The 6,101-nt window shown below is 41.6% G+C and carries 6 protein-coding genes; 3 read left to right on the top strand and 3 right to left on the bottom strand.

Translation table 11 applies throughout. The features are described from left to right. Positions 1–3: 3 nt before the first annotated feature. Positions 4–1,641, bottom strand: a complete 1,638-nt coding sequence (locus KIT27_04400; protein MCW5588886.1) for an electron transfer flavoprotein-ubiquinone oxidoreductase — start codon at positions 1,639–1,641, stop codon at positions 4–6. A gap of 130 nt (positions 1,642–1,771) precedes the next feature. Between KIT27_04400 and KIT27_04395 the strand changes: the two genes are divergently transcribed. The 3 genes from KIT27_04395 to KIT27_04385 are packed head-to-tail and all read left to right on the top strand — an operon-like array spanning position 1,772 to position 4,839. Continuing rightward, a complete protein-coding gene (locus tag KIT27_04395; protein ID MCW5588885.1) occupies positions 1,772–2,524 on the top strand; it encodes an electron transfer flavoprotein subunit beta/FixA family protein in 753 nt (250 codons plus the stop codon). Further along, entirely contained in the window at positions 2,521–3,465 is a 945-nt protein-coding gene (locus tag KIT27_04390; GenBank protein ID MCW5588884.1) for an FAD-binding protein, read from the top strand. Before KIT27_04395 ends, KIT27_04390 begins: the two co-directional genes overlap by 4 nt. Positions 3,466–3,474: 9 nt before the next feature. Continuing rightward, positions 3,475–4,839, top strand: coding sequence for a leucyl aminopeptidase family protein (locus KIT27_04385; GenBank protein ID MCW5588883.1), 1,365 nt, complete (start codon positions 3,475–3,477; stop codon positions 4,837–4,839). 37 nt (positions 4,840–4,876) lie between these two features. Here KIT27_04385 and KIT27_04380 read toward each other — a convergent pair whose 3' ends face one another. After that, a complete protein-coding gene (locus KIT27_04380; GenBank protein ID MCW5588882.1) occupies positions 4,877–5,140 on the bottom strand; it encodes a CopG family ribbon-helix-helix protein in 264 nt (87 codons plus the stop codon). A gap of 92 nt (positions 5,141–5,232) precedes the next feature. Then, positions 5,233–6,012, bottom strand: a complete 780-nt coding sequence (locus KIT27_04375) for a 5'-methylthioadenosine/adenosylhomocysteine nucleosidase (GenBank protein ID MCW5588881.1) — start codon at positions 6,010–6,012, stop codon at positions 5,233–5,235. Positions 6,013–6,101: the final 89 nt, after the last annotated feature.

The raw sequence follows: 6,101 nt of genomic DNA, 5'->3' as shown, positions 1-6,101 counted from the left end.
TCATTACATCGCCCCATAATTCGGTCCGCCACCACCTTCTGGTGGCACCCAATGAATATTTTGTTGCGGATCTTTAATATCACATGTTTTACAATGCACGCAATTTTGAGCATTAATCTGTAATCGTGCAGGTTCATTTTCCAGTTTAACGATTTCATAGACACCGGCGGGACAATAGCGTTGTTCGGGAGAGTCGTATAAATGATAATTCACATCAATGGCTAAGGCAGGATGACGCAATTGTAAATGACACGGTTGATTTTCTTCGTGAAAAGTTCCTGATAAATAGACACTCGATAAGCGATCAAAGGTGAGAGTATTATCGGGTTTAGGATAGTGGATCGGTGAATAAGCGTTACTGCTTTTTAATTGGGTGTGATCGGCTTGATGATGGAAAGTCCACGGTGTTTTACCTCGCAATAAATACGTATCCACCGCACAATAGAGTAATGCTGGCCATAATCCCCAGTGAAAGCTCGGGCGTAGATTGCGCACAGGATATAATTCCTCTTTGATCCACGATTGTTTTATGGCGTGATTAAATTCAATTAATTCAGGCAAGTAATTTTTTTCTGGATGCAGGTTTTTAAACAGTGTTTCTGCCGCTAACATCCCGGATTTCATGGCGGTATGTGAACCTTTAATTTTTGCCACATTTAAAAATCCAGCACTGCAACCGATGATCATGCCGCCAGGAAAGGTTAATTTAGGAATGGATTGCCAACCGCCTTCATTTAAGGCACGTGCGCCATAGGCAATGCGTTTTCCACCGCTAAATATAGGTTGGATAGCAGGATGCGTTTTAAATCGTTGCAATTCTTCAAAAGGACTGAGATAGGGATTTTGATAATCTAAACCCACGACTAAGCCTAAAGCCACTTGATGATTTTCTTGTAAATGATAAATAAACGAACCGCCATAGGTATTATTATCCAAAGGCCAACCGATGGTATGAACAACGCGCCCAGGATGATGTTGTGCGGGATCAACTTGCCATAATTCTTTAATGCCAATCCCATACGTTTGTGGATCGGCTTGTTCACGCAGCTTAAATTGTTTGATTAATGATTCGCTTAACGAGCCTCGACAACCTTCTGCAAAAATCGTTTGTTTCGCATGAAGCTCCATGCCAGGTTGAAAACGCGCCGTTTTTTCGCCGTTTTTATCGCGCCCTAGATCGCCTGTAGCAATGCCTTTGACGCTGCCATTATCATCCAATAAAATTTCACTGGCGGCAAAACCCGGATAAATTTCTACACCCAATTGCTCTGCTTGTTGAGCGAGCCAGCGGCAAACATTTCCAAGACTAACAATATAATTGCCATGATTACGCATCTGGGGAGGTGTGGGCAATCGATAGGATTTTTTTTCAGTCAATAATAAAAATTGATCTTCTATGACTGGCGTGGTGATGGGCGCTGCTAACTCCTGCCAATTCGGCAATAATTCATTTAAGGCGCGAGGTTCTAGTACCGCACCCGATAAAATATGAGCGCCAACTTCACTGCCTTTTTCGACAATACACACCGAAATATCACGATCGGCAGTTTGCGCTAATTGCATTAAGCGAATGGCACAAGCCAATCCGGCTGGACCTGCCCCTACAATAACGACGTCATAGCTCATCGATTCGCGTTCCATAGTTACCTCGCTGTCTTCTTCATGCTTAAGGATAGCGTTGAAGTATTTTATTGAGTTTTTCAGGCGCTAATCTTGACGGACGCAAGCCAACTCGTCAACATTAGCGTTTTATTGATAATTGGGAGATCGCATGAAAATTCTCGTGCCAATGAAACGTGTTATCGATGCGTATGTAAATATTCGGGTTAAATCCGATCACAGTGGCGTTGAAACCGCGAATGTGAAAATGTCAATGAATCCTTTCGACGAAATTGCTATCGAAGAAGCTATCCGTTTAAAAGAGCAGGGACTCGCCAGCGAAATTATTGTGACATCGATTGGTGAAACGGCTTGCCAAGAAATTTTGCGTACAGGTTTGGCGCTGGGGGCTGATCGTGCGGTGCTAGTTCAGAGCGATGACAATTTGCAACCCTTAACCATTGCAAAAATATTAAAAACCATGGTTGAACGCGAAGGCATTCAATTAGTAATCATGGGTAAACAAGCCATCGATTTTGATAATAATCAATGCGGGCAAATTTTAGCGGGATTATTAAATTGGCCACAAGGTACCTTTGCCTCCAAGATTACCATTCACGATCAAAAAATCGAAGTCACTCGCGAAATTGACGGCGGTTTAGAAACCTTGCGTTTAAATCTACCTGCAATTATCACCACGGATTTACGCTTAAATGAACCTCGTTATGCCTCATTGCCGAATATTATGAAAGCTAAACGAAAACCTTTAGAAACTTTAACATTAACGGAGTTAAATATTTTAGCCGATCCTCGATACACTATTGAGAGTATCACGCCACCCCCGCAACGCCAAGCCGGGATCAAGGTGGAGAGTGTTGAACAATTAATTGATAAATTAGTCAATGAAGCGAAGGTGATCGAATGAATATTTTAATTATTGCAGAACACGATAATCAAACTTTAAAAGCGAATACCGCGAATGTGGTGAGTGCGGCATTGCGCTTATCCGCGAATATTCACCTATTAATTGCAGGCTCGGCGTGTCAGCAAGTCGCACAACAAGCTAGTGCCCTGAATGATGTTAAAAAAATACTTCTAGCGGATCATCCATGCTATCAACATCAGTTAGCCGAAAGTTTAGCTTCATTAATTGCAAGTTTAAATTCGCAGTATGATTTTATTTTAGCGCCAGCATCAACGTTTGGAAAAAATATTTTACCCCGGGTGAGTGGATTAACCGATAGAGTGCTATTAAGCGATATCACGGAAATTTGCGATCCTCTCACCATTATTCGTCCGATTTATGCGGGAAATGCGTTTGCTAAAATTCGTTTATCGTCTGCTAACGCCTTATTAAGCGTGCGCACCAGTGCTTTTTCTCCAGCCTTGAGTGGCGAAGGACATGCAGCGATTGAAGCATTAACCACAGTATTTGAACATTCAGCCAGTGAGTTTATTCGCCAAGAATTAAATGTGAGTGCTCGTCCTGAATTAGGTCAGGCGCGCGTGATTATTTCGGGCGGTCGTGGTATGCAAAACGGCGAAAACTTTAAATTATTGGAAGAATTAGCCGATGTATTGCACGCCGCGATTGGTGCTTCACGCGCCGCCGTGGACGCAGGTTTTGTTCCTAATGATTATCAAGTCGGGCAAACAGGAAAAATTGTCGCGCCACAATTGTATATTGCCGTGGGCATTTCTGGTGCCATTCAACATTTAGCTGGAATGAAAGATTCTAAAGTTATTGTTGCGATTAATAAAGATGAAGAGGCACCCATTTTTCAAATTGCGAATTATGGCATCGTTGGTGATCTATTTAAAATTATTCCCGAATTAATTACGCAGCTAAAACAACGCCAGACTTAAGAGGACACCATGTTACCGTATTTTTCACAAGAGAATTCTGCAATTTTACTAACCGTGGTCACAGAAACTGAGTTTGCAACTTGGCTTACTCAACAAGACCCTATTTTGCAAAATAAACTTCAAGCCCAGGGATTTACCGGTAAAGAAAAACAAATTTTTTATCATCATGATGATAGAGGTTGTTTAAATACAGTGATTGTCGGTTGCAAAGACATTCAAGCATTTTGGGGATTGGCATTTTTACCTGAATTATTAACTCAAGGAGTTTATGAAATACGTGATGAGCGCCTTAATCCACAGAATTTAGCCTTAACGTGGGGCTTAGCGTGTTATCAATTTACCCGCTATAAAAAAAATGAAAAAACATTTCCCCAATTAAAATTATCTGAAAAAATAAATTATGCCTTATTAGAAAATATGTTGGTGAGTCATTATTTAATTCGCGATTTAATTAATACCCCCCCACAAGATATGTTACCCACGCAGTTGTGCCAAGTGGCTCGTGACTTAGCTCAACAGTATCAGGCAGAATTTACGTGTGTGCAGGGCGCAGAATTAGCGCAGCACTTTCCAGCGGTCTACACAGTTGGTAAAGCAGCAGACGATAAACCTTGTCTTGCTGATCTACACTGGGGTAATCCTCAACATCCTTTGGTTACGTTGGTGGGTAAAGGCGTGTGTTTTGATAGTGGTGGCTTAGATATTAAATCTTCCTCAGGAATGGCACTCATGAAAAAAGATATGGGGGGTGCCGCACACGTTTTAGGATTAGCGCAATTAATTATGGCGCAACAATTACCGATCCGCTTACGCGTGCTGATCCCCATAGTGGAAAATGCCATTAGTGGCAATGCCATGCGACCTAGCGATATCATTACCACTCGCAGCGGAAAAACGGTGGAAGTGACCAACACCGATGCCGAAGGGCGTTTAATTTTATGTGATGCGCTAACCGCAGCACTGGATGAGAAACCAGAATTAATTATTGATATTGCGACGTTAACCGGTGCTGCTAAAGTGGCGGTGGGCACCGAGATTGCGGCTATGTTTGCCAATCAAGATAGCACAGCCTCAGCCTTAGAAATCATCAGCCAAGAGTGTGCCGATCCCTTGTGGAGATTGCCACTGCATCAACCGTATTTAGACATGATGCAATCCTCGATTGCCGATTTAAAAAACTCAAGCGACAGTGGCTATGCCGGCGCCATCACCGCTGCGTTATTTTTACAAGAATTTGTCGATAAAAACACGGATTGGGTACATTTTGATTTAATGGCCTGGAATACTGCCGCCAAACCAGGACGGCCCCAGGGAGGCGAAGCACAATTGCTGAGAGTATTATTTGCGTATTTAGCGCAACGGTTTGGAGCATAATTTTTTTTATTGAGTGCTGGGTATCGTTAGGAAGATCCTATTCATCCTCGCTTCCCCAGCTATTGACCCAATTTGTGACTTGCGTATGATTAATAAATTTTGCACCTTTAGTATTGGCTTTTTTCAATGCTTTTTTAATAGCACTCACTTGCCAAGCTTGAACCGCTAAGTAGCTTTCAATAGCTTCTGTTGCTAAGAATGATTTTGTTCTGCCCGTTGCATCGGCAAGTGCTTCTAACTGATCGCGTATTTCTGGAGGAAGACGGACACTGAGTGTGGCGGTCGCGTTGGATTGAGCCATAATCTTTACCTTATCGTCCACGTTGTATACGAAAACTATAATGAATAAGGCCTTACTTCACAAGCACCAAAAATAAAAAATAAACCATCAAATTATGGAAGATTTTGTAATAAGGGTAAAAATTCTGCCAGTATTGAATTACAATAAGGCGCCGCAATTTTTTGCTTAAAACGATGATAGTGAGTAATAGATTCGTGGAGATAGGGACAATCTGAGATTACCCGAACCGCGATACAAGGAATGCCAAGCTCAGCACAACTTTGCGCTACCGCAGCGCTTTCCATTTCCACACATAATAAACTTGCATTAAATTCAGTGTTAATCGTTGCAATTAATTCATCTAGAACACTCGTATCAACAATAAATTTATCACCTGTGCCGATTAATCCACAGTGAACCACGGGTTTTTCAATACCAAATTCAGTCAATTGAGAAATATCAATTTTGCGGGACAAATTATTAACTAGCTGTTTACTTGCTTTAACAGCCAAACTACTGAGTAAAGGATCCACCGAGATAATAGCTTCATGAGAAAAAGGTATTACGAAGCGCGGAAAGTTAGGCCGAGCATCTACGTCATGTTGAATAAATTGAGTCGAAATCACAATATCTCCCACATGAATTTTTGTGGAAGTGCTACCCGCTAAACCAGTCAGTATAATAATGTCGACATTATATTTGGTTTTGAGTATACCTGCGGTCATGGCAGCATTGACTTTCCCAACACCACAAAGACACAATACGACCTCAGTACCATATAACTTTCCGATATACGTAGTTTTACGCCCAATTGAACTTTGGCTAACTTCCTGCATGCACGGTATTAGATCTTGAATTTCTTCTTGCATAGCAACCAGTAAACCTATACGCATGGCAAGTTCTTGTTGGCTAAATGTGAAATAAATAAAATATTCATATTCTGCTTTGCCTGATGTTGGATGCTTGATGTGAAATTTTAATA

It is taken from the genome of Legionellales bacterium, assembly GCA_026125385.1.
Lineage (GTDB): Bacteria > Pseudomonadota > Gammaproteobacteria > JAHCLG01 > JAHCLG01 > JAHCLG01.
The sequence above is the reverse complement of the archived record's forward strand: the minus strand, read 5'-3'. Positions and strand labels throughout refer to the sequence as shown.